Source organism: Allobosea rubneri (genome assembly GCF_032464875.1).
GTDB classification, from domain to species: domain Bacteria; phylum Pseudomonadota; class Alphaproteobacteria; order Rhizobiales; family Beijerinckiaceae; genus Allobosea; species Allobosea rubneri.
Genome location: NZ_JAWDID010000005.1, coordinates 106,696 through 130,086 on the forward strand (window position 1 = coordinate 106,696; position 23,391 = coordinate 130,086).

The following is a 23,391-nucleotide window of genomic DNA, read 5'->3' on the forward strand; positions in this document are numbered from 1 at the left end:
TAGTACGGTGCCTATGGTTAATTTTGGATTGAGTTCATGGTTCCGGGCGTGAGACGCATCGCGCGCCTTGCCGCAGCGACCGCGCTGGCGACGACGCTCGCGCCGGTCTTCGCGGGACCGAACCTTGCCTTCGCGCAAAACGCCGCCAAGCCGCAGGAGCGTATGGTCGTGGACGCGCGCGAGCTCGTCTACGACAAGGACAAGAACACGGTCTCGGCCGTCGGCGACGTCCAGATTCTCTATCAGGGCCGCACCATCGAAGCCGACCGCGTCGTCTACGACCGGATGAGCAAGCGCGTCGTGGCGACCGGCAATGCCCGCATCACCGAATCTAACGGCACCGTCATCACCGGCGACCGCTTCAATCTGACCGACGATTTCCGCGACGGATTCATCGATTCGCTGCGCGTCGTGAATACCGACAAGACGCGCTTCTCGGCTCCGCGGGCCGAGCGCACCGACGGCGAGGTCTTCGTTTTCGACAAGGGCATCTACACCGCCTGCGAACCCTGCGCCGAGAACCCAGAAAAGCCGCCCTTCTGGCAAGTCCGCGCTGCCCGGATCATTCACAAGAAGTCCGAGCAGATGATCTATTACGAGGATGCCCGGCTCGAGTTCGCCGGCATCCCGATCGCCTATATCCCCTACATGTCGGGGCCGGACGCGACCGTTAAGCGCAAGACCGGATTCCTGTCGCCGAAATTCATCAACACCTCCGCGCTGGGTGTCGGCGTCGGCCTGCCCTATTTCATCAATCTCGCGCCGAACTACGACGTCACGCTGACCCCAACCTATCTGTCCCGCCAGGGTCTCCTTGGCGAGGTCGAATGGCGCCATCGCTTCTCCAACGGCTCCTACAACATCCGCGCAGCGGGTATCTTCCAGCAGGACAAGGACGCTTTCCTGAAGAGCCCCTTCGGCGCAGGCGACGACGATTTCCGCGGCTCGATCGAGACCGCCGGCAAGGTCTTCATCAATCCGCGCTGGACCTTCAATTGGGATATCGCCGGCTCGACCGACCGGTTCTTCTACAAGAATTACCGCATCCGAAGCGAGAGCATCACGAACGGCAGTTACCTGCAGGAATCGACGTCGAGCGTGGGGCTTAACGGCCAGAGCGCCAACGCCTGGTTCGACATGCGGGGCTACTACTTCCAACCGCTCAGCTATCTTGATTGGCAGAAGCAGCAGCCGGTCGCGCTACCGGTGGTCGACTACAACAAGCGGCTCCACAAGCCCTCGCTGATCGGCGGCGAACTCTCCTTCACCGTCAACATCACGCATCTTTCGCGTGAGGCGGCGGCGTTCCAGGGCATCCCGAACCAGGACCGATATCTCCTGAACATCCCGGCGACCCCGACGATGGCCGGCTATGGTTTGTACGACGGCTGCGCCGTCTATCAGAAGGACCGCTGCCTGATCCGCGGCCTCGCTGGCAATATCGCCCGTGCAACGGCCGAGGTCGCCTGGCGGCGTAATTTCACCGACTCGTTCGGCCAGATCTGGACGCCTTACGCTTCGATGCGGGCCGACATCTTCTCCGTGAATCCGAACACGACGGACTACACCAACTACCATGTCCGCACGATCGCCGACGCGACGGACGACGTGTTCGGGCGGGTGATGCCGGCGGCCGGCCTGATGTACCGCTACCCCTTCGTTGCCACGACCTCGTGGGGCACGCACATTCTCGAGCCCGTGGCTCAGATCGTCGCCCGGCCGAACGAAACCAACAGCATGCGCGTCGCCAACGAAGATGCGCAGAGCATGGTCTTCGACGACACGAACCTGTTCGAGTGGAACAAGTTCTCGGGCTACGACCGGGTCGAGGGCGGCACCCGCGCCAATATCGGCCTGCGCTACTCCGGTACGTTCGGCAAGGATTCCTACGCCAATCTGCTCTTCGGCCAGTCCTACCATCTCGGTGGCCGCAACTCATACGCGAGCGGCGATCTGGTCAATACCGGCCTCCAGTCCGGCCTCGATACCCGCAACTCGGATTACGTCGCGCGCGCACAGTACCAGCCGTTCAAGGGGCTGCTCTTCCAGGGCGGAGCGAGGTTCGACGAGTCAAACTGGGAGGCGCAGCGCATCGACGCCTCGGCCTCCTACACACACAAGCTCTTCGCAACCACGGTCGGCTACAGCCGCTATGAGCCGCAGCCCGAACTGGGCATTCCGCGGCGGCGCGAGGGCCTGAGCCTGAGTCAGTCCTTCAGCTTCGCGCAGTACTGGAGCGTCCGCGGCAGCGTGCTGTTCGACCTCGACAAGTACAAGTACGACCGCGAGCGTTATCGCGACGCCTTTGTCGCCAACCAGCTCAATCCGGCGCTCTATACTGCCCCCGTCTATCCCAAGACCGGGCCGTTCCAAACGGCCGGCCTGTCTGCAGGGCTGCGATACCAGGACGAGTGCACGATCTTCGACGTGACCTATACGCAGTCCTATGCCGACCGGCAGGCGGGAGCGAAGGACGACACGCGGACCGTGATGTTCCGGCTCGAACTGCGGACCCTGGGCGAGATCAGCTATTCGCAGAATCTCGGCACGAGCAGTTCGGGCGACGGCGTCGCCAGCAACTGACGAAGCAAAGACGCGGTCTGACCATCGCCCGAGGAGGCCGCGCTTGCGCCATCGCCTGCTGGCCCTGACACAGGGCGACCCCGCCGGGGTCGGCCCGGAGATCAGCCTGATGGCTTGGCTGCTGCGCAGGCAGCAGCGGCTGCCTGCCTTCGCCTATCTCGGTAATGCCCTTGCCCTGCAGGCGCTGGCAGAACGGCTTGGCCTGGCGGTACCGGTCCGGAGCATCACGTGGGAAGAGGCGACCGCCGTCTTCGACGAGGCGCTTCCGGTTGTCGAGATCGATGGAGCGTCGCCCGTCGAGCCAGGCAGGCCCAACCCGGCCAATGCGGCGGGCGTGATCGGAGCGATAGAGCGCGGTGTCGCAGCCGTTGAGTCCGGACTGGCGGCTGCCCTTGTCACCAATCCGATCGCTAAAAGCGTGCTCTACGCCGCAGGCTTCAGCCATCCCGGCCACACCGAGTTCCTCGCCGAGCTCGCCGGACGCGGCGGCAAGACCGTGCCGCAGCCGGTGATGATGATCTGGTCGGAGGGGCTCGCCGTCGTACCCGTGACGATCCATGTGCCGCTCACGGCCGTGCCGAGCCTGCTCACCACCGAACTGATCGTCGAGACCGGAAAGATCGTCGCGGCCGATCTTGCGCGGCGCTTCGGTATCACCCGTCCCCGGCTGGCGCTGAGCGGGCTCAATCCGCATGCGGGCGAAGGCGGGGCGCTCGGATCCGAGGACGATGCCGTCGTCGCTCCGGCGGTCACTGAACTGCGTGCACTCGGCATCGACGCCAGCGGACCCTACCCGGCCGATACGATGTTCCATGAAAGAGCGCGCGCCAGTTACGACGTCGCGCTCGCCATGTATCACGACCAGGCGCTGATCCCGATCAAGACGATCGCCTTCGACGAGGGCGTCAACGTCACGCTCGGCCTGCACTTCATCCGGACCTCGCCGGACCATGGCACCGCATTCGATATCGCCGGCAAGGGCGTGGCGCGGCCCGACAGCCTTTGCGCGGCGCTGAGGCTCGCCGCCAGGATGGCGGAGGCCGAGATGGAGACGCAGGCATGAGCGCATCGGATGGCCTTGCCCAGGACGGGCTGCCGCCGCTACGCGAGGTGGTCGAGCGCCATGGCCTGATGGCGCAGAAGGCGCTCGGCCAGAACTTCCTGTTCGACCTCAACCTGACCGGTCGGATCGCGCGGGCGGCCGGGCCGCTCGCCGGACAGACGGTCGTCGAGATCGGGCCTGGCCCCGGCGGACTGACGCGGGCGCTGCTGGCGAACGGCGCCGGACGCGTGATCGCGATCGAGCGCGACCGCCGCTGCCTGCCGGCGCTGGCCGAGATCGCCGCGCACTATCCCGGGCGGCTTGAGGTCGTCGACGGGGACGCGCTCGCCGTCGACCTCTCGCATTTGCTTGGCGGCGGCGAAGCCCGGATCGTCGCCAACCTGCCCTATAATATCGGCACGCCTCTGCTCGTCGGCTGGCTCAGCGCCGAACCCTGGCCGCCCTGGTGGAGTTCGCTAACCCTGATGTTCCAGCGCGAGGTCGCGGAACGCATCGTCGCGACGCCCGATCAGCGCGCCGCCTATGGACGCCTTGCGGTGCTCGCCGGCTGGCGCTGCGAAGCGAAGATCCTGTTCGATGTGCCGAAGACCGCTTTCGTGCCGCCGCCAAAGATCACCTCCTCGATCGTGCAACTCGTGCCCCGGCAGCGTCCGGAGCCCTGCGACCGCCTGCTGCTGGAGCGGGTCACGCTCGCCGCCTTCGGGCAGCGTCGCAAGATGCTGCGCCAGAGCCTGAAGCCGGTGCTCGCCGAGCCGACGCCGATCATCGAAGCCGCGGGCCTGCTGCCGACGGCGCGGGCCGAAGAGATCCCGGTCTCCGGCTTCGTGCGCCTCGCGAACGCGTTGGCAGAAGCTCTGTAGGCTGGGGGCGGCGCGATCAGAGACGCCGCCAGCTCCTCAGACGGTCTGCTCCTCGAGCAATTGCTCGACGAAGCTCGCCATTCCGGTCGCGCGTGCGCGCTTCAGGCGTTCGGCGACGAGGATCGCGCGGACCGATTCATAGGCCGCGCCGAGATCGTCATTGATGATGACGTAGTCGTAGACGCTCCAGCGCGCGATCTCGTCGCGGGCATTTGCGAGGCGTTTGGCGATGACCTCGGGTGCATCCTCGGCGCGCCGCACAAGACGCGAGCGCAGCTCGGCCATGGAGGGCGGCAGGATGAAGATCGCGACGACGTCGTCGCGGGCCTTTTCGAGGATCTGCTGCGTGCCCTGGTAGTCGATGTCGAAGAGCACGTCGCGGCCGGCCTTGAGCGCCTCCTCGACCGGCTTGCGCGGCGTGCCATAGCCATTGCCATGGACTTCCGCGGATTCGAGCAGCTCGTCGCGCTGGCGCAAACCGTCGAACAAATCGCGCTCGATGAAATGGTAGTGAACCCCCTCGATTTCCGACGGCCGGCGGGCGCGCGTCGTCACCGACACGGAGAGGTCGAGATTGGTTTCCTTCTGCGACAGCGTACGCGTCAGGGTCGACTTGCCGGCGCCGGAGGGCGACGACAGGATCAGCATCAGGCCGCGACGGGCCGGGCGGACGAGATCAGCCATCGCCATCATTCCACGTTCTGAACCTGTTCGCGGAGCTGGTCGACCGTCGTGCGCAGATCGAGGCCGATGCGCGACAGGCCGGGATCGCCGGCCTTGGCGCAGAGCGTCGAGGATTCACGTCCGAACTCCTGCGCGAGGAAGTCGAGTTTGCGGCCGATAGGCCCGCCCTGGGCGAGCAGTTCGCGCAGACCGGTGACGTGCGCATGCAGCCGGTCGATCTCCTCGCGGATATCGGCGCGGACGGCGAGCAGGGCCGCCTCCTGATGCAGGCGCTGGGCATCCAGGGCATTGCCGGTTTCGAGCAGCGCGGCGACCTGCGCGGCGAGACGCGCCTTCACCGCCTCGACGCTACGCGCGGGGTGGTTCTCGGCCTCCCCGGTCAACCGGGCGATGGTGGCGAGATGCCCCCCGATCACGGTCTCCAGCGCGAGGCCTTCGCCGAGACGCGCCTGCTTGAGCGAGGCGACGAGCCGCTCGAGCGCGGCCAGAACCGGCTTCTCGAGTGCCGCGGCGGCATCCTCCGCCTCCTCGGCGATCTCGACGACGCCCCGAATGGCGAGAAGACCGTCGAGCGAGGCCGGAGCCATGCCGGCCGGCAGAGACACGGTTGCTGCAGCTTCGACCAGGGCGGCCAGCGCCTCCTGGTTGATCCGCGGGCGCGCCGGCGCCGCCGCGCTGGTGATGGCGAGATTGACGTGCAGCGTGCCGCGCGAGAAGGCGGCGGACATCTGCTTGCGCGCGGCCTCCGAGAACAGCTCGAAGCCCGGCGGGACGCGGACACGGACATCGAGGCCGCGGCCGTTGACGCTGCGCACCTCCCAGGCAAAGGCGTGGGTGGCGACGGTCCTGGCCTCACGCGCGAAGCCCGTCATGCTTTCGATTGCCATATTGCGATATTCCTGCCCGCGAATGCGGCCGGACCCTAGACAGCGCTTGTCACGACGACAAGCGCGGGATGTGGAAAGGCGCGGTCAGGGCCGCAGGGCCGGAACGACCTTCGGGCTGTTCAGGTCGAAGGTCCGGTTGCGCAGCGGATCGCGATCGGTTCCTTCCGAGGCGTCGAAGGCGCGCGCGCGGGTACCGTCAGTCCCGCCCTGCGCCGTCTGGCCGGCACGGCGGTTGCCCGGTACCGGGAAGCTCTCGGGCTGCCCCGCGGCCTGCATGCCCTGCCCGGCGCCGCCCGGCGCTTCGGTGCGGGAATCGGGCGACGGGGGCGGTTCGGCCTTGTCGATGCTGGCCTCCGGCGCCGGCTTGCCCGCCTCGCGCCTGTTGGCCTCGACCTGGCGCCAGCGCGCAACATTGCGGTTGTGCTGCTCCAGCGTCTCGGCGAAGGCGTGGCCGCCGCTGCCGTCCGCAACGAAATAGAGATCCTTGGTGCGCGAGTGGTTGACCACCGCCTCGAGCGCGGCCCGGCCGGGATTGGCGATCGGCCCCGGCGGCAGGCCGTCGATCACATAGGTGTTGTAGGGCGTCGCCTGGGTGATCTCGGTCCGCATGATTCCGCGTCCGAGCGTGCCCTTGCCGCCGACCAGCCCGTAGACGATCGTCGGATCGGATTGCAGCTTCATCTTGCGGTTGAGCCGGTTGATGAAGACGCCGGCGACGCGGGTGCGCTCGTCGGCGCGCCCGGTTTCCTTCTCGACGATCGAAGCCAGGATCACGAGCTCCTGGGGAGTCTTGATCGGCAGGTCGGCCGGACGGCGGGCCCAGATGTCGTTGAGGATGCGACGCTGGTCGCGGGTCATCCGGTCGACCATGGCCTGCCGGGTCGAGCCACGCTGGAACTTGTAGGTGTCCGGCAGAATGGCACCCTCGCGCGGAACCTGGATGATCTCGCCGGAGAGCAGATCGTTCTCCTTCAGGCGGGCGATGATCTGTTCGCTGGTCAGGCCCTCGGGGATGGTGACGGAGTGCTCGACAGCCTTGCCCTCGGCGATGATGTCGAGGATGTCCTTCTGGCTGGCGCGTGCCTTGAACAGGTACTCGCCGGCCTTGAGGCTCGCTGCCTTGCCCGATGTATAGGCCGCGACCTTGAACGCCCAGGGATGCTCGATCAGGCCCTCGCGCTGCAGCAGATCGGCGATCTCCGTCACCCCATTTTCTTTCGGGATGATCAGGACGCGATCGGTCGCGAGCGGCCCGGGCGCCTTGCTGCGACTGTCGAGATAGGCGATGCCGCCCCCCACCGCACCAGCCAGCACCAGAGCTGTGGTGAACAGGCCGCTCAGCATGGCGATAAAGGGCGAGCGCCGGCGGCGGCGCACCTTCGGCGGCGGTGATGGCGGCGCGACCGGCTTCAACGCCTCGTTCGGGCTCCTCGGCGCAACGCGGGGCGGCTGATTCATGATGCTTACGCTCGATCTCCCGACATCACGATCCGCTTTGCCGGCATGGATTCCACCTGTCGGCCGCGCTCCAGGCATTCTGGCACGGCAGCGGCGACAGGCTAGCGAAAATTATGGCGAAAGCGCGCTGTCGCGGAATCAGCCGACGAAACGCCGCATCACCAGCGAGGCGTTGGTGCCGCCGAAACCGAAGGAATTGGAAAGCGCTACGTCGACCTTATGCTTCTTGGCCTTGTGCGGCACGAGGTCGATCTCGGTCTCGACGGAGGGATTGTCGAGATTGATCGTCGGCGGCAGAACCTGGTCGCGAATCGCCAGGACCGAGAAGATCGCCTCGATCGCACCGGCGGCTCCGAGCAGATGGCCGGTCGCCGATTTTGTCGAGGACATGGCCGGCCGCTGCGGCGCATTGGCCAGCAGACGCTCGACCGCGCGCAGCTCGATCTCGTCGCCGACCTGCGTCGAGGTGCCGTGGGCATTGATGTAGTCGACATCGGAGGCACGCAAGCCGGCGCGGTTCAGCGCGGCCTGCATGCAGCGATAGGCGCCGTCCCCGTCCTCAGCCGGCGAGGTGATGTGATAGGCGTCGCCCGACATGCCGTAGCCGACGACCTCGGCATAGATCTTCGCGCCACGCGCCAGGGCGTGCTCGAGTTCCTCGAGAACGACGACGCCGGCGCCTTCGCCCATGACGAAGCCGTCACGGTCCTTGTCGTAAGGCCGCGAAGCCTTTTCGGGCGTGTCGTTGAAACTGGTCGATAATGCGCGGCAGGCGCAGAATCCGGCAATGCCGATCCGGTTGATCGCCGATTCGGTGCCGCCGGCGACCATGACCTCGGCATCGCCCAGCGCGACCATACGGGCCGCATCGCCGATGGCGTGCGCGCCGGTCGAGCAGGCGGTGACGACGGCATGGTTCGGGCCCTTCAGCCCGTGCTCGATCGAGACGTAGCCGGCCGCGAGATTGCTTAGTCGCCCCGGGATGAAGAAGGGCGAGAGGCGCCGCGGGCCACGCTCCTTCAGCAGGATCGAGGCTTCATAAATGCCGCCCAGTCCGCCGATGCCGGAGCCGATCGCGACGCCGGTCGCGATCTGGTCCTCATAGGACTGCGGCTTCCAGTCTGCGTCGCGCAGAGCCTGGGTCGCTGCAGCCATGGCGAAGACGATGAAGTCGTCGACCTTGCGCTGCTCCTTGGGCTCCATCCAATCGTCGGGATTGAATGTGCCGGCCGAGCCGTCGCCACGCGGAATATTGCATGCGATTTGCGCAGGCAGATCAGAAGCGTCGAAGCTCGTGATCGGCCCTGCGCCGCTCTCGCCGGCAATCAGACGGGACCATGTCGCATCGACCCCGCATCCAAGCGGGGTCACCATGCCAAGTCCGGTGACGACGACGCGCCGCATCGGTATTCCTCGCTCGGTCAAGACGCTGGATCGCGCGCCAGACTCTGAGCCGCTCAGGCGGACTTCGAGAGGAACTTGACGGCGTCGCCGACCGTCACGATCGTCTCGGCGGCGTCATCGGGGATCTCGACGCCGAATTCCTCTTCGAAGGCCATGACCAGCTCGACGGTATCGAGGCTGTCCGCACCCAGATCCTCGATGAAGTTCGCGCCTTCGACCACCTTGTCGGCGTCGACGCCGAGGTGCTCGATCACGATCTTCTTCACGCGCTCGGCGACATCGCTCATGGGTCTTTCCTCAAACCTTGAAAACACACCGCCGGAAGCGACGCGTGGTTGAAATCGGTTTCCCGGCCGGCGCTCGCACCTTGCGGCGCGCCGGTCGGGGTGTTCATGGCTGCACAAACGCAACAACCAGGTTGGCGTCAAGCCCCCCGGTTGCCGATCGTCACGCGGCCGGCTGGCTAGTTAACACACTCGTAATGGGCTGGCGAGAGTTGTCCCAAAGCCTCAAACCGCTCCAGGAAAATACTGCAACCGCCTCAGATCATTGCCATTCCGCCGTTTACGTGAAGCGTCTGACCGGTGACGTAGCCGGCTTCCGAGCTGGCGAGATAGGCCACCGCGGCGGCAATGTCATCACCCACACCCAAACGGCCCATCGGCACGTCGGCGAGGATGGACTCGCGCTGCTTCTCGTTCAGCACCTCGGTCATCGGCGACTCGATGAAGCCCGGCGCGACGACGTTCACGGTGATGTTGCGGCTGGCGACCTCGGCTGCCAACGACTTCGACATGCCGATCAGGCCGGCCTTCGACGCCGCATAGTTGCCCTGGCCGGGATTGCCGGAGGTGCCGACCACCGAGCCGATCGAGATGATGCGGCCATAGCGCCGGCGCATCATGCTCTTCACGGCCGCGCGCGAGAGCCTGAAGGCCGCGGTCAGGTTGACGGCAAGGACGAGGTCCCAGTCTTCATCCTTGAGGCGCATGAACAGGTTGTCGCGGGTCACGCCGGCATTGTTGACGAGGATATCGAGCCCGCCGAGCTTGGCCTCGGCCGCCGGCACGAGCGCTTCGACCGAATCGCGATCGGAGAGATTGCACGGCGCGACCTCGACACGCTCACCCAGTTCCTTCGCCAGAGCCTCCAGCGCCTCGACCCGGGTCCCCGACAAGGCGACGGTGGCGCCTTGCGCATGCAGCCGCCGTGCGATGGCGCCGCCGAGCCCGCCGGTGGCGCCGGTGACCAGCGCCTTCTTTCCGGTCAGATCAAGCATTCTTCCTCCTTTTCGGCGTTCTGCCGTCTTCTCGGCCGGCTCATGCGAGGAGCCGGCCCGTCTCGTCACAGCCACTCAGACGCCCTGCTGGGCCTTGTAGCTCGCGATATCGTCAGGCGTCCCGACCGATGCGGACGACGCCCCGGCGGCGATGCGCTTGACCAGCCCGGCCAGCACCTTGCCCGAGCCGATCTCGTAGAACTGCGTCACGCCGGCGCCGGCCATCGCCTCGACGCATTCGCGCCAGCGAACGGTGCCGGTGACCTGCGCCACAAGCGAGGCACGGATCGCGGCCGGATCGCTCAGCGGCGCGGCGCCGACATTGGCCATCACGGGCACGGCAGGCGCCTGCATCGAGACCTCGGCCAGGGCAGTCTGCATCGCGTCGGCAGCCGGCTGCATCAATGCGCAATGGAACGGAGCCGAGACCGGCAGCAGCATGGCGCGGCGCACGCCGCGCTCGCCTGCAAGGGCGATGGCGCGCTCGACCGCGGCCTTGGCACCGGAGAGCACGACCTGCCCACCGCCGTTATCGTTGGCGGCCTCGCAGACCTGGCCCTCGGCCGCATCGGCGGCGATCGCGCGGGCCTGCTCCAGATCGACGCCGAGCAGCGCCGCCATGGCGCCCTCGCCCGCCGGCACGGCCTTCTGCATCGCGTCGCCGCGAATGCGCAGCAGGCGCGCCGCATCGGAAATCGAGAAGGTGCCGGCGGCGGCCAGGGCCGAGTACTCGCCGAGTGAATGGCCGGCGACGAAGGCGGCATCGCGCGCCAGCGACAGGCCCGCCTCCGCCTCGAGCACGCGGATCGTCGCCAGGCTCACCGCCATCAGCGCCGGCTGGGCATTGGCGGTAAGGGTGAGCTCCTCGCCCGGCCCTTCCCACATCAGCGTCGAGAGCTTCTGCGACAGAGCCGCATCGACCTCGTCGAAGACGGCGCGGGCCGCCGGAAAGGCCTCGGCCAGGCCCTTGCCCATGCCGACCGCCTGCGAACCTTGCCCTGGAAAGATGAAAGCCGTCGCCATGTCCTGCTGGTCCTGAAGATCGCGCCTGGTTAACGTTGCGGGGCGCAGTCGCACCGTGCGGCCCGGCAAGTCAAGGCTTCGACAGCCCCAAACTCGACTTGCACGGACATTTTCCGATGTTTTCGGCTTGCGCGGAAGGCCGTCTCCCTGTAACGAGCCCTCTGCTTGTTCGGCCGGAGGCTGAACGGATGGCGGAGCTTTCCTTTCCGGAGGTGCTCCGCTCGGCTTCTCTCCTGGGCAGCCATCATCCCGTGTCTCCGCCTTCGATGAAATCCTGTCGGGCCTTATCCAGGGCTCGGAGGGCTCCGCGCCGGACGAAGCAGGTGAAAGAAGGAAGGCCACTCATGGCATTGTACGAGCATGTGATGCTCGCGCGACAAGATGTCAGCGCGCAGCAGGTCGAGACCCTTGTCGAGCAGTTCAAGGGCATCCTCGAGGCCAATGGCGGCTCCGTCGCCAAGGTCGAGTACTGGGGCGTCAAGTCCCTGGGCTACCGCATCAAGAAGAACCGCAAGGCGCATTATTCGCTGCTGAACATCGACGCCCCGGCGGCCGCCGTGGCCGAGATGGAGCGCCAGATGCGCATCAATGAAGACGTGCTGCGCTTCATGACCATCCGCGTCGAGGCTCTCGAGGACGGCCAGTCGGTCATGCTCCAGAAGCGCGACCGCGACGAGCGCGGCGACCGTTTCGACCGCGGCCCTGGCGGCGGCGATCGCTTCGACCGTGGCCCGCGCCGCGAGCGTCCGCGCCGCGAAGACGAAGCCACCGAAACCCCCGCCGGGGAGGCCTGATCCATGTCGACCGCATCTGCTGGCGCCCGTCGCCCCTTCTTCCGCCGTCGCAAGTCCTGCCCGTTCTCGGGCGAAGGCGCTCCGAAGATCGACTACAAGGACGTGCGTCTGCTCTCGCGCTACATCTCCGAGCGCGGCAAGATCGTGCCGTCGCGCATCACGGCCGTCTCGGCCAAGAAGCAGCGTGAGCTCGCCCAGGCGATCAAGCGCGCCCGCTTCCTCGGCCTGCTGCCCTACGTCATCCGCTGAGCGGCTGAATGTTTCCCGGTGGCGCTTCGGCGCCACCGGTTTCCTAGACCGATAGACCATTAGTCGCCCGGCGGTGAAACCCCTCCGGGTATGTTGAGGCAAAGAGCCCTCTCACCCTGCCGCGAGCCAGTTCCGGTCTGACGGAAAGCACGCGAGAGCAGCGGGACAGCAGGACGGACATGCTACCCATCGTCGGCATCGGCGCCGGGCTGGTTTCAGCCCTCCTTTTCACAGTGGTGATCACCGGATCGCCGCTGGCGCTGCTGCTGTCCTATGTCGCCCCGCTCCCGGTCTTCATCGCAGCGCTCGGCTGGAACCATCGTGCCGGACTGGTCGCGGCCGCCTGCGGGACGGCCGCCGTCGCACTCGTGCTGAAGGTCCCGCTCGGGCTCGCCTTTGCCATCGGCGCCGCGCTGCCGGCCTGGTGGATCGCCTATCTCGCCCTGCTGGCCCGCGACAATGGCGACGGCACCAGCGAATGGTATCCGCTCGGGCGTCTGCTGGTCTGGATCGCCGCGGTCGCCACCCTGGTGACGATCGGCGGCGCGCTTGCGATCTCTTCCGACTACGAGACCTATCGCAGCGTGATGACGCGCGGATTGCAGCTGGTGCTCAGCGGCGGCGAGGGCGTCGGCCCGTCCGTTCGCCTGCCGAGCGGTATCGATGTCGCCGATCTCGCAGCCCGCCTCGCCGCGCTGGTTCCGGCCGCCGCCGGCGCCTCCTTCGTGCCGATGATCGTCGCCAATCTCTGGCTGGCGGCCAAGGCCGTCCAGCTTTCGGGCCGCCTGCCCCGCCCCTGGCCCTTCATTCCGGCGACCCGCCTTCCTGCCAAGGCCGTCGCTGCGCTCGGCGCGGGCTTCCTGCTGAGCCTGATGGGTGGCTTCGTCGGCCTGGCCGGCGCCGCCATGACCGGCGCACTGATCGCAGCCTTCGGGCTCGCCGGGCTCGCCGCGGTTCACGACCTCAGTCGCGGCAAGGCCTGGCGGATGCCGACCCTGTTCGCGGTCTATCTGGCGCTGCTGATCATGCTGATCACGGTGTTCCCCTTCCTCGCGCTGCTCGGCATTGCCGACGCGCTGATCGACTTGCGCCGGCGCAGATCGTCGACGCCGCCTACCGCCTGACATCAATCCTATCGACGAACATCAAGGAGAAAGACCATGGAAGTGATCCTGCTCGAACGCGTCGCCAAGCTCGGCCAGATGGGCGAGACCGTGCGCGTGCGCGACGGCTACGGCCGCAACTACCTGCTCGCCCGCGGCAAGGCCCTGCGCGCGACCGAGGAGAACAAGAAGCGCTTCGAGAACCAGCGCGCCCAGCTCGAGGCCCGCAATCTCGAGCTGAAGCGCGAGGCCGACTCGGTCGCCGAGACGCTCGACGGCCACTCGGTGGTGATGCTGCGCCAGTCCGGCGAATCGGGCGTGCTGTACGGCTCGGTCTCGACCCGCGACATCGCCGAGGCGCTGAGCAATGACGGCTTCTCGGTCGACCGCGGTCAGATCACCCTGAACGCGCCGATCAAGACGCTCGGCCTGCACTCGGTCCCGGTCGTGCTGCATCCGGAAGTCTCGGTCACCGTCACCGTCAACATCGCCCGTTCGGCCGAAGAGGCCGAGCGCCAGGTGCGCGGCGAGGACGTCACCGCTCGCGAGACCTTCGATCTCGACGATCTCGGCCTCGAGGTCGGTGCCGCGCTGGCCGAGGCCGGCGAGGACGACGATCGCTGATCGGTCTTTCGGCGATAGCATCGGACCGAAAAGCGGATCCCACTTTCGGAAGCTTCGATGCGATAACAATGAAATGGATCGCCGCGATCGGACGCGCGGCGACCCAGATTGGAGTCAATGGGCGCCGTGGCAACACGGCGCCCTTTTCGTTGGCGCTGTGGACAGCGGGCAGAGTTCCGGCTATTCCCTCCGTTCCCACTTTGTTCAGGTTCATGACTCCGCGACTCTGACCTATCCAAGGCCATGTCCAGCGCTACCGCCCTCATCGCCCGCCTCGACAACAGCGAGGCGAATTTCCGCGTCCAGCCTCACAACATCGAGGCCGAGCAGGCGCTGCTGGGCGCGATCCTGGTCAACAACGAAGCCTTCTACCGGGTCTCGGACTTCCTGCAGCCGGAGCACTTCTTCGAGGAGCTGCACCGGCGCATCTTCGAGCTGATGTCGGGGCTGATCCGCGCCGGCAAGATCGCGACGCCGATCACGCTAAAGACCTATGTCGGCGAGCTCGACCTCGGCGGAATCACCGCCTCGCAGTATCTGGCGCGGCTCGCGGCCGAGGCGACGACCGTCATCAACTCCCAGGACTACGGACGCACGATCTACGATCTGGCGATCCGCCGCCAGCTGATCGGCGTCGGCGAGGAACTCGTCAACGTCGCCTATGACGCGCCGGTCGAGATGGCGCCGCGCGAGCAGATCGAGGACGCCGAGCGCAAGCTCTACGAACTCGCCGAAAAGGGCCGCTACGAAGGCGGCTTCCAGAAATTCGACCAGGCGATGCGCCTCGCCATCGACATGGCGGCCAGCGCCTTCCAGCGCGCGGGCGGCCTTTCCGGCATTTCCTCCGGCCTGCGCGACCTCGATGCGCGCATGGGCGGCCTGCAGCGCTCCGACCTGATCGTGCTCGCCGGCCGCCCCGCGATGGGCAAGACCTCGCTCGCCACCAACATCGCCTTCAACATCGCCAAGGCCTGGCGGGCCGAGCGCCAGGAGAACGGCGAGCTCAAATCCGTCGATGGCGGCATCGTCGGCTTCTTCTCGCTCGAAATGTCGTCCGACCAGCTCGCGACCCGTATCGTCGCCGAGCAGGCGAGCATTTCCTCCTACAAGATCAGGCAAGGCCGCCTCACCGAGGGCGAGTTCGCCCGGCTCAGCGACGTCGCCGCGCAGATCGAAAAGCTGCCGCTCTACATCGACCAGACCGGTGGTATCTCGATCGCCCAGCTGATGGCGCGCGCCCGGCGCCTGAAGCGCCAGAAGGGGCTCGACGTCCTGTTCATCGACTATCTCCAGCTGCTCGCCGGCTCCTCCAAGAACAGCCAGAACCGCGTGCAGGAGCTGACCGAGATCACGACCAGCCTGAAGGCGTTGGCCAAGGAACTCAACGTCCCGATCATCGCGCTCTCGCAGCTCTCGCGTCAGGTCGAATCCCGTGACGACAAGCGCCCCCAGCTTTCCGACCTGCGTGAATCAGGTTCGATCGAGCAGGACGCCGACGTGGTCATGTTCGTCTACCGCGACGAGTACTATCTGAAGGGCAAGGAGCCGCGCCCCGGCACCGAAGAGCACAACAAGTGGCAGATCGAGATGGAGGCGGCCCATGGCCTCGCCGAGCTCATCATCGGCAAGCAGCGCCACGGCCCGACCGGCACCATCGCCCTGCAGTTCGACGCCGACGTGACGCGCTTCTCCGACAGGGCCGACCAGAGTGGACTTCCGGAGCGTCTTGAATGAACCCCTTCGACACGCCGACCAATGCTGACCACGGCCCGTTGCTGACGATCGACCTCGGCGCGCTCGTCGCCAATTGGCGCGCACTCGGCGCGCGGGCCGGCGCCGAAGCGGCCGCCGTGGTCAAGGCCGACGCCTACGGCATCGGCATCGAGCCGGCCGTGACGGCTCTCGCCGCCGCCGGTTGCCGCACTTTCTTCGTCGCGCATCTCTCCGAAGGCATCCGTGCCCGCGCGACCGCTCCCGACGCGACGATCTATGTGCTGAACGGCCTGCCTCCGGACAGTTCCGGGCTGTTCGCCGAGCATGACCTTTCGCCGGTGCTCGGCTCGCATGAAGAGCTGCTCGAATGGGCCGGCTTCCGCCAGAGCGGTGCCAAGGTCCGGCCGGCGGCGCTGCATGTCGATACGGCGATGAATCGGCTCGGCCTCTGGGCTGGCGAAGGGCTCGACCTCGCCCGCGAGCGCTCCGGCGTCATTGCCGCCGCCGGGATCGGGCTGGTGATGAGCCATTTCGCCGCTTCGGAGGACCTGGCCAATCCGGCCAATGCCCGCCAGATCGCCGCTTTCGCCGAGATCGCGGCAGCCTTTCCGGGCGTGCCGGCCTCGCTGAAGAACTCGTCGGCGCATTTCCTGCCGGATTGCCCGTCCTACCAGCTCACCCGCCCGGGCTATGCGCTCTATGGCGGCAATCCGACCCCCGGCCAACCCAATCCGATGCAGCCGGTCATCGGCCTCGAGGCGCGCATCATCCAGGTCCGCGAGATCGCGGGCGGCACGCAGGTCGGCTATAACGGCCGCTGGACGGCGCCAGGGCGCCGCAAGCTGGCGACGATCAGTCTCGGCTATGCCGACGGCTATCCGCGCAATGCGAGCTGGACCGATATCACGCCGGGCGGCTCGGCCCTGGTCGGCGGGCTGCGCTGCCCCTTCGTCGGCACGGTCTCGATGGACCTGATCATCGTCGATGTCACCCATGCCCCTGCCGGTGCGGCGGTGCGTGGTGCACCCGTCACCCTGATCGGCGGCGAACTCGATCTCGAAACGGTCGGCGCCGGCGCCAAGACCATCGGCTACGAGGTGCTCACCAGCCTCGGCTGGCGCCACGCCCGGCGCTATACCGGACTCTAGGCCGTAATGGCGAAGCGTGGCCCGACCTATGCGTGCCAGGCCTGCGGCGCGGTCTATCACCGCTGGCAGGGCAAGTGCGATGCCTGCGGTACCTGGTCGTCACTGTCCGAGGAGGCGCAGGCCGCCCCGGTCCCCGGCGGCGGCAGGGCGCCAGCCGGCGGGCGGGCGCGCGGCCGCATCTTCGCGCTCGAGAGCCTGAAGGGCGAGACGCAGGACGCGCCGCGCATCGTCTCCGGCATCGGCGAGCTCGACCGCGTCACCGGCGGTGGCTTCGTTCCGGGCTCGGTCCTGCTGATCGGCGGCGATCCCGGCATCGGCAAGTCGACGCTGCTGATGCAGGCCTGCGCCGCCATGGCGCTGACCGGGCGCCGCGTCGTCTATGTCTCGGGCGAGGAATCGACCAGCCAGGTCCGTCTGCGGGCGCAGCGCATGGGCCTCGCCGAGGCGCCGGTCGACCTCGCCTCGGAGACCAATGTCGAGGACATCATCGCGACCCTCGGCCAGGGCGAGCGCCCTGCCCTGGTGGTGATCGATTCGATCCAGACCATGTGGTCGGGCGAGGTCGAAAGCGCCCCGGGCACGGTGACCCAGGTCCGCGGCTCGGCCCAGGCGCTGATCCGCTATGCCAAAACCTCGGGTGCCTGCCTGATCTTGGTCGGCCATGTCACCAAGGACGGGCAGATCGCCGGTCCGCGCGTCGTCGAGCACATGGTCGATGCCGTACTCTCCTTCGAGGGCGAAGGCGCGCACGCTTTCCGCATCCTGCGCGGCCAGAAGAACCGTTTCGGGGCGACCGACGAGATCGGCGTCTTCGAGATGACCGGACAGGGCCTGTCCGAGGTCGGCAACCCCTCGGCCCTGTTCCTGACCGGCCGCGATCAGGGAGCACCCGGCGCCGCAGTCCTCGCCAGCGTCGAGGGCACGAGGCCGGTGCTGGTCGAGATCCAGGCGCTGGTCGCGCCGACCGCGCTCGGTACGCCGCGGCGCGCCGTGGTCGGTTGGGAGAACAGCCGCCTCGCCATGGTGCTCGCCGTGCTGGAGACGCATGGCGGGCTGAAGCTCGGCCAGCACGATATCTATCTCAACGTCGCCGGCGGCCTGCGCGTCGCCGAGCCGGCGGCAGACCTCGCGGTCGCGGCGGCGCTGGTATCGTCCCTGACCGGCGCGATCCTGCCGGCGGGATCGGTCTATTTCGGCGAGATCGCGCTTTCAGGCGCCATCCGCCCGGTCTCGGTCTCGGCGGCCCGGCTGCGCGAAGCTGCCAAGCTCGGCTTCGGCAGCGCGGTCATGCCCGCAGGCGGTGCCGAATCGGGCGATGGTGGCGGCCTCGGGCTGAAGCGGCTCGGCCATGTAGGCGAGCTCGTCGCGGAGATCGCCGCAATGGCGCCGCGCGCGCGTTCCGGCCAGCGCGCCCAGCAAGCCGACCGGTAAGGCGCCCCTGTCCGACCATGGCGAGACCGGTTCACCGCTCACTCTGGATACCCCCTGCTCGGCCCCGGCTCTCGCAGTGCAAAATGAGCCGACTGCATGGGTGACGTGCGACACGCGAACTTGTATAGCAAAACCCGCATGGCCTCCCCATCTCTCGGGGGCTGGCCCCGGTTTCTCAGCGAAGCGGCCCCGACATGCCTGTGACCCTTCTCGATCTCGTCGTCATCGGCGTGGTTCTCGTTTCCGCTTTGCTCGCGGCGGTGCGCGGGCTTACCCGCGAGGTGCTCGCGATCGCCTCATGGGCGGCCGCGGCGGTCGTCGCGTGGATATTCCATCCGCAACTCCTGCCGATCGCCCAGCAGCACATTCCGAACAAGACCGTGGCGCTGGTCGTGGTGATCGCCGGGCTCTTCCTGGCAACGCTGATCATCGTCTCGCTGATCACGGCGCGGATCTCCGACTTCGTGCTCGATTCGCGCATCGGCGCGCTCGACCGCACTCTCGGCTTCGTTTTCGGCGCCGGCCGCGGCCTTTTGCTGGCGGTCGTCGGCTATCTCTTCTTCACCGCGCTCGTTCCCGAGAAGATGCAGCCGGCCTGGGCGCGCGATTCCCGCTCGAAGCCGATTCTGGAAGAGACCGGCCGCAGCCTGCTGACCATGCTGCCGCAGGACATCGATTCCGAGTTCATCAAGAAGCTGCTTCAGCCCAAGACCGGCGGCGAGCCGACCGAGGCGCCGGCCGAGGAGCCGCGCACCCCGCCGGCGGGCACGCCTTCGACCGATCCGCAGCGGCGCACCCAGGCCCCGGGCGCGACCGACCGACAGGCGCTGCAGCGCGTGATCGATTCCAACGGCCCGACCGGAACCACCGCCCCGGCCGCACCGCGTCCCTGACTGGAGAGCCCCTCCCGATGGAGCCAAAGATGAGCCAAATCCGCGATAGCGAGGCTGCGTTCGACCCGAATGCCGACCGTCTGCGTGAGGAATGCGGCGTCTTCGGCATCTTCGGGCACGCCGATGCAGCGGCGCTGACGGCGCTCGGCCTGCATGCGCTCCAGCACCGCGGCCAGGAGGCGGCCGGCATCGTCTCCTTCGACGGCAAGCGTTTCCATTCCGAGCGGCGCCTCGGCCTCGTCGGGGACGCCTTCTCGGACGCAGGCGTCATCGACAAGCTCAAGGGCACGCAGGCGATCGGCCATGTGCGCTACTCGACCACCGGCGAGACCATCCTGCGCAATGTCCAGCCGCTCTTCTCGGAGCTGCATGGCGGCGGCTTCGCGGTCGCCCATAACGGCAACCTGACCAATGCGCTAACGCTGCGGCGCAACCTCGTCCGCGACGGCGCGATCTATCAGTCGACCTCGGATACCGAGGTGTTGCTGCATCTGGTGGCGCGCAGCCGCAAGGGCCGCTTCATCGACCGCCTCGTCGAGGCGATCCGCCAGATCGAGGGCGCCTATGCCTTCGTCGGCATCACCAACAAGAAGCTGATCGGCGTGCGCGATCCGCTCGGTATCCGGCCGCTGGTGCTGGGCGAGCTCGACGGCTGCCCGATCCTCGCCTCCGAGACCTGCGCGCTCGACATCATCGGCGCCAAGTTCGTGCGCGAAGTCGAGAATGGCGAGGTCATCGTCATCTCCGAGCAGGGCATCGAGAGCCACAAGCCCTTCCCGCCGGCGCCCGAGCGCCCCTGCATCTTCGAGTACATCTATTTTGCCCGTCCCGACTCCGTCGTGAAGGGCCAGAGCATCTACGAGCGCCGCAAGCGCATGGGTGCCCAGCTCGCAGCCGAGTCGCCGGCCGACGCCGACGTGATCGTGCCGGTGCCGGACTCCGGTGTCCCGGCTGCGCTCGGCTATGCCCAGGCGAGCGGCATCCCGTTCGAGCTCGGCATCATCCGCAACCACTATGTCGGCCGCACCTTCATCGAGCCGACCCAGAAGGTCCGCGAGCTCGGCGTGCGCCTGAAGCACTCGGCTAATCGCAGCGTCGTCGCCGGCAAGCGTATCGTCCTCGTCGACGATTCAATCGTACGCGGCACGACCTCGTTCAAGATCGTCAAGATGATGCGCGAGGCCGGAGCCCGCGAGGTGCATTTCCGCATCTCCTCGCCGCCGATCACCCACCCCGACTATTACGGCATCGACACACCCGACCGCGAGAAGCTGCTCGCCGCGACGCATACGCTCGAGGAGATGCGCCAGTTCGTCGGCGCCGATTCGCTGGCTTTCCTCTCGGTCGACGGGCTCTACCGCGCCATGGGGCACCCCGGCCGCGACCCGGCCAAGCCGGCCTTCACCGATCACTGCTTCACCGGCGACTACCCGACCTCGCTGACCGACGTGATCGGCGAGAGCGCCAAGCAGAAATTGTCGCTGCTGGCCGAAGCCGGCTGAACCTTCGGCGGATTGTCATGACCAAGCCTTTGCAAGGGCGCGTCGCGCTCGTCACCGGCGCCTCGCGCGGAATCGGCCGTGCTGCGGCCATCGCCTATGCCGAAGCCGGCGCCCATGTCGTTGCGATGGCGCGCACCACGGGGGCGCTCGAGGAGCTCGACGACGCGATCCAGGCGGTCGGCGGCAGCGCCACGCTGGTGCCGGCGGACCTCGCCGATGCCGGCGCGATCGAGCGCCTGGGGCCGGCCCTGCTGCAGCGCTGGGGCAAGCTCGACATCTTCCTGGCCAATGCCGGCATCCTCGGCCCGCTGTCGCCGCTGACCCATGCCAGCCCCAAGGAATGGGCGAAGGTCTTCGACATCAACGTCACCGCCAACTGGCGCCTGCTGAAATCGGTCGAGCCCGCGCTGCAGGCCTCCGATGCGGGCCGGGTGATCATGCTCTCCTCCGGCGCCGCACATAAATGCATGGCCTATTGGGGGCCGTATTCGGCCTCGAAGGCTGCTCTGGAAGCGATGGCACGCAGCTACGCCAACGAGACGCTGACGACCCCGCTGCGCGTCATGCTGGTCAATCCGGGCCCGCTGCGGACGCGGATGCGCGCCGAGGCCATGCCCGGCGAGGATCCGCAGACACTGAGGACGCCGGAGGAGCTGGCGCCGCATCTCGTCAAGCTCGCCTCGCCCGACTGGAGCGAGACCGGCAAGATCTTCGATTTCCCGCAGGGGAAGGTGCTGACGCCGCAGATGCCTGCGTAGGGCCGTCATTCTCGGCAGGAGCGTTGCGAAAAGCCGAGATTTTCTCGCCGACAGGGCGCCTTTCTCGTCACGAGATGCTCGGGGCAAGCCCGAGCATGACGCGCCCTTACGGCGCCGCCCGGTACGCCCGCACCACCGCGATGAGCTCGGCCACCGTCAGGTTCGGCAGGGCCGCCATTTCGTCGAGCGAGAACCAGGCGATCTCGCTGTGCTCGTCGCCGAGGTTTTCCGCCTCGCCGCCGTCCCAGGCCGAAACCACATAGATGTGATGCAGCGCCGCGCCGTTGCGCTCCGGGAAATACTCCGGCGCGGAGAGCATCAGGCGATAGCTCGTCGGCACGAGCCCGACCTCCTCGCCGCATTCGCGCAGCAAGGCTTCGTCCAATCCCTCACCGGCTTCGACCCGCCCGCCGATTGCGTCCCAATGGTCCGCCCAGGCGCGCTTCCAGGAGGCGCGCAATCCGAGCAGGACCTTGCCGTCCGATCTGAGGAAAAGCGCGCTGACCGTCTCGGGCGCGCTCCCCATCAGCGCTTGTTCTTGTCGAACGGATTGTCGCCGCCGCGGGTGTGCAGCCGGATCGGCGTGCCCGGCAGCTCGAAGGCGTCGCGCAGATTGTTGACGAGATAGCGCGTGTAGGACACCGGCAGATGGTCGAGCTGGTTGCCGAACAGCGCGAAGGTCGGCGGGCGAGCCTTGGCCTGCGTCATGTAGCGGATCTTGATCCGGCGGCCGGCGACGGCCGGCGGCGGATGGGCCGAGAGCACGCCTTCGAGCCAACGGTTGATCCGCGCCGTCGAGACACGGCGGTTCCAGACGCCATAAGCGCGGAAGACCGCCTGCATCAGCCGGTCGATGCCCTCGCCGGCAAGGCCGGAGAGCGGCACGATCTCGACGCCGCGGACCTGCGCCAGGAGATGGTGCGCCTTCTCCTTGAGCTCGGCGAGCAGGCCCTGCTTGTCGGCGACGAGGTCCCATTTGTTGAGGCCGATGACGACGCAGCGGCCTTCGCGCTCGGTCAGGTCGACCAGCGTCAGATCCTGCTTCTCGAAGGGGATCGTCGAATCGAGCAGCACGACGACAACCTCGGCATAGCGGATGGCGCGTAGCGCATCGGCAACCGAGAGCTTCTCAAGCTTCTCCTCGATACGGGCACGCTTGCGCATGCCCGCCGTGTCGAACAGCCGGACCGGACGGCCGCGCCATTCCCAGTCGACCGAGATGGTGTCGCGGGTGATGCCGGCCTCCGGGCCCGTCAGCAGGCGGTCCTGCCCGATCATCCGGTTGACCAGGGTCGACTTGCCGGCATTGGGGCGGCCGATGATGGTCACGCGCAGCGGCTTGTTGGGGTCGTCGCCCTCGTCCTCATCGTCCGCCAGCGCGGCGGGCGCATCGGCCCAGGCCTCCTCTTCGTCCTCCTCCTCCGGCTCGTCAGCGACGTAGGGCATCAGGGCTTCGAGCAGGTCGGAGGTGCCCTCGCCATGCTCGGCGGAAAAAGGCACGGGGTCGCCGAGACCGAGCGAATAGGACTCCATGACGCCGTCCTTGCCCTTGTTCCCCTCCGCCTTGTTGGCGAGCAGGATGACGGGCTTGCCGGAGCGGCGCACCAGATCGGCGAAAACCTGGTCCATCGGCGTCAGGCCGAGCCTGGCGTCGATCATGAACAGGATGACGTCGGCCTGCTCGATCGCAGTCTCAGTCTGCGCCCGCATGCGGGCCGCGAGCGTGTTCTCGTCGGCTTCCTCGAGGCCGGCGGTGTCGATCACCGAAAAGCGCAGATGGCCGAGGCTGGCTTCGCCCTCGCGCCGGTCGCGCGTGACGCCGGGCCGGTCGTCGACCAGCGCCAGCTTCTTGCCGACGAGCCGGTTGAACAGGGTCGACTTGCCGACATTCGGGCGGCCGACAATGGCGATGGTCGCGGTCATGATCCGTCCAGT

22 protein-coding genes are annotated in these 23,391 nt (G+C 67.4%); 13 read left to right on the forward strand and 9 right to left on the reverse strand.

Annotated elements, in window-relative coordinates; genetic code table 11:
* Nucleotides 1–48: 48 nt before the first annotated feature.
* Genes RKE40_RS05400 through rsmA form a run of 3 tightly spaced genes read left to right on the forward strand, consistent with a single transcriptional unit; the run spans nucleotide 49 to nucleotide 4,506 of the window.
* Nucleotides 49–2,583 (forward strand): LPS-assembly protein LptD, encoded by a 2,535-nt coding sequence (locus tag RKE40_RS05400; RefSeq protein WP_316017214.1) that lies wholly within the window; start codon nucleotides 49–51, stop codon nucleotides 2,581–2,583.
* 43 nt (nucleotides 2,584–2,626) lie between these two features.
* On the forward strand, nucleotides 2,627–3,646 hold the full coding sequence (pdxA, locus tag RKE40_RS05405) for a 4-hydroxythreonine-4-phosphate dehydrogenase PdxA (RefSeq protein ID WP_316017215.1): 1,020 nt from the start codon (nucleotides 2,627–2,629) through the stop codon (nucleotides 3,644–3,646).
* On the forward strand, nucleotides 3,643–4,506 hold the full coding sequence (rsmA, locus tag RKE40_RS05410) for a 16S rRNA (adenine(1518)-N(6)/adenine(1519)-N(6))-dimethyltransferase RsmA (RefSeq protein WP_316017216.1): 864 nt from the start codon (nucleotides 3,643–3,645) through the stop codon (nucleotides 4,504–4,506). Before pdxA ends, rsmA begins: the two co-directional genes overlap by 4 nt.
* A 36-nt stretch (nucleotides 4,507–4,542) precedes the next feature.
* Here rsmA and gmk read toward each other — a convergent pair whose 3' ends face one another.
* The 7 genes from gmk to fabD all read right to left on the reverse strand — a co-directional run bounded on the left by gmk (nucleotide 4,543) and on the right by fabD (nucleotide 11,241).
* Nucleotides 4,543–5,196, reverse strand: coding sequence for a guanylate kinase (gene gmk / locus RKE40_RS05415; protein ID WP_390893256.1), 654 nt, complete (start codon nucleotides 5,194–5,196; stop codon nucleotides 4,543–4,545).
* Complete coding sequence (locus RKE40_RS05420) at nucleotides 5,196–6,077, reverse strand: YicC/YloC family endoribonuclease (RefSeq protein WP_316017218.1); 882 nt, start codon at nucleotides 6,075–6,077, stop codon at nucleotides 5,196–5,198. The genes gmk and RKE40_RS05420 overlap by 1 nt, the downstream gene beginning before the upstream one ends.
* A gap of 84 nt (nucleotides 6,078–6,161) precedes the next feature.
* The gene (gene mltG / locus RKE40_RS05425) at nucleotides 6,162–7,535 is read right to left on the reverse strand and encodes an endolytic transglycosylase MltG (RefSeq protein WP_316017219.1); all 1,374 of its coding nucleotides are present in this window, start codon (nucleotides 7,533–7,535) and stop codon (nucleotides 6,162–6,164) included.
* 138 nt (nucleotides 7,536–7,673) lie between these two features.
* Complete coding sequence (gene fabF, locus RKE40_RS05430; protein WP_316017220.1) at nucleotides 7,674–8,939, reverse strand: beta-ketoacyl-ACP synthase II; 1,266 nt, start codon at nucleotides 8,937–8,939, stop codon at nucleotides 7,674–7,676.
* A gap of 53 nt (nucleotides 8,940–8,992) precedes the next feature.
* On the reverse strand, nucleotides 8,993–9,226 hold the full coding sequence (locus RKE40_RS05435) for an acyl carrier protein (RefSeq protein ID WP_066468900.1): 234 nt from the start codon (nucleotides 9,224–9,226) through the stop codon (nucleotides 8,993–8,995).
* 254 nt (nucleotides 9,227–9,480) lie between these two features.
* Entirely contained in the window at nucleotides 9,481–10,218 is a 738-nt protein-coding gene (gene fabG, locus RKE40_RS05440) for a 3-oxoacyl-[acyl-carrier-protein] reductase (RefSeq protein ID WP_316017221.1), read from the reverse strand.
* A gap of 75 nt (nucleotides 10,219–10,293) precedes the next feature.
* Nucleotides 10,294–11,241: an ACP S-malonyltransferase gene (gene fabD / locus RKE40_RS05445; protein WP_316017222.1), complete on the reverse strand. Its 948-nt coding sequence runs from the start codon at nucleotides 11,239–11,241 to the stop codon at nucleotides 10,294–10,296.
* Nucleotides 11,242–11,585: 344 nt separating this feature from the next.
* On the opposite strand from fabD, the gene rpsF reads away from it, so the two are divergent.
* The 10 genes from rpsF to RKE40_RS05495 all read left to right on the forward strand — a co-directional run bounded on the left by rpsF (nucleotide 11,586) and on the right by RKE40_RS05495 (nucleotide 21,456).
* Nucleotides 11,586–12,035 (forward strand): 30S ribosomal protein S6, encoded by a 450-nt coding sequence (rpsF, locus tag RKE40_RS05450; RefSeq protein WP_316017223.1) that lies wholly within the window; start codon nucleotides 11,586–11,588, stop codon nucleotides 12,033–12,035.
* A gap of 3 nt (nucleotides 12,036–12,038) precedes the next feature.
* Nucleotides 12,039–12,284, forward strand: a complete 246-nt coding sequence (gene rpsR, locus RKE40_RS05455) for a 30S ribosomal protein S18 (protein ID WP_038367644.1) — start codon at nucleotides 12,039–12,041, stop codon at nucleotides 12,282–12,284.
* Between the two features lie 179 nt (nucleotides 12,285–12,463).
* On the forward strand, nucleotides 12,464–13,408 hold the full coding sequence (locus RKE40_RS05460; protein WP_316017224.1) for a DUF2232 domain-containing protein: 945 nt from the start codon (nucleotides 12,464–12,466) through the stop codon (nucleotides 13,406–13,408).
* A gap of 36 nt (nucleotides 13,409–13,444) precedes the next feature.
* Nucleotides 13,445–14,011: a 50S ribosomal protein L9 gene (rplI, locus tag RKE40_RS05465; protein ID WP_316017225.1), complete on the forward strand. Its 567-nt coding sequence runs from the start codon at nucleotides 13,445–13,447 to the stop codon at nucleotides 14,009–14,011.
* Nucleotides 14,012–14,254: 243 nt separating this feature from the next.
* Nucleotides 14,255–15,745, forward strand: a complete 1,491-nt coding sequence (locus RKE40_RS05470) for a replicative DNA helicase (protein WP_316017226.1) — start codon at nucleotides 14,255–14,257, stop codon at nucleotides 15,743–15,745.
* A complete protein-coding gene (alr, locus tag RKE40_RS05475) occupies nucleotides 15,742–16,872 on the forward strand; it encodes an alanine racemase (RefSeq protein ID WP_316017227.1) in 1,131 nt (376 codons plus the stop codon). Before RKE40_RS05470 ends, alr begins: the two co-directional genes overlap by 4 nt.
* Before the next feature lie 6 nt (nucleotides 16,873–16,878).
* Complete coding sequence (gene radA, locus RKE40_RS05480) at nucleotides 16,879–18,303, forward strand: DNA repair protein RadA (protein WP_316017228.1); 1,425 nt, start codon at nucleotides 16,879–16,881, stop codon at nucleotides 18,301–18,303.
* A 194-nt stretch (nucleotides 18,304–18,497) separates the two neighbouring features.
* Nucleotides 18,498–19,196: a CvpA family protein gene (locus RKE40_RS05485; RefSeq protein ID WP_316017229.1), complete on the forward strand. Its 699-nt coding sequence runs from the start codon at nucleotides 18,498–18,500 to the stop codon at nucleotides 19,194–19,196.
* A gap of 29 nt (nucleotides 19,197–19,225) precedes the next feature.
* The gene (purF, locus tag RKE40_RS05490; protein WP_316017230.1) at nucleotides 19,226–20,698 is read left to right on the forward strand and encodes an amidophosphoribosyltransferase; all 1,473 of its coding nucleotides are present in this window, start codon (nucleotides 19,226–19,228) and stop codon (nucleotides 20,696–20,698) included.
* A gap of 17 nt (nucleotides 20,699–20,715) precedes the next feature.
* Nucleotides 20,716–21,456 carry an SDR family NAD(P)-dependent oxidoreductase gene (locus tag RKE40_RS05495; RefSeq protein ID WP_316017231.1) on the forward strand — a complete coding sequence of 247 codons (741 nt, stop codon included), beginning with the start codon at nucleotides 20,716–20,718 and terminating at the stop codon, nucleotides 21,454–21,456.
* Between the two features lie 106 nt (nucleotides 21,457–21,562).
* On the opposite strand, the gene RKE40_RS05500 is transcribed toward RKE40_RS05495, so the two are convergent.
* Both RKE40_RS05500 and der read right to left on the reverse strand, forming a co-directional pair.
* Nucleotides 21,563–21,982 (reverse strand): NUDIX hydrolase, encoded by a 420-nt coding sequence (locus RKE40_RS05500; protein WP_316017232.1) that lies wholly within the window; start codon nucleotides 21,980–21,982, stop codon nucleotides 21,563–21,565.
* A complete protein-coding gene (der, locus tag RKE40_RS05505) occupies nucleotides 21,982–23,379 on the reverse strand; it encodes a ribosome biogenesis GTPase Der (RefSeq protein WP_390893244.1) in 1,398 nt (465 codons plus the stop codon). The genes RKE40_RS05500 and der overlap by 1 nt, the downstream gene beginning before the upstream one ends.
* Nucleotides 23,380–23,391 lie beyond the last annotated feature (12 nt).